Source organism: Sinorhizobium sp. GQ132, from assembly GCF_059758575.1.
Map to the genome: position 1 here is coordinate 1 of NZ_JCAXDX010000073.1, position 338 is coordinate 338.

Here is a 338-nt window from a genome sequence, read left to right on the forward strand (position 1 = left end):
TTCGGCGTTGGGACCTCGACAGCGATCCGCTGGATCGCGAGAGCGAAAGAGGGCGAGCTGACCCCTCGGCCGCAGGGCTGGAGGCGGCCATCGGCGGTAGACGCACACGAGGAATTTGTTGTCGCCGTGATCGAAGAGCGGAAGGACGTGACGCTCGATGAAATGGTCCAGCGCTTGTCGGTCGAACGGCAGGTGAAGATCAGCCGTAGCGCACTTGGCGCCTGGCTTCGAGGCCGAGGATGGACCTTTAAAAAAAGACCGCACACGCACTGGAGCAAGACCGGCCGGATGTCCTGAAGCGCCGGCGCGTCTGGTTTGATGGTCAGCTCGATCTCGAT

The 338-nt window shown here is 62.1% G+C and carries 1 pseudogene; it reads left to right on the forward strand.

The features are described 5' to 3' along the window. Positions 1-338: pseudogene (locus AC6CIG_RS29775) on the forward strand (helix-turn-helix domain-containing protein); the annotation flags it as partial.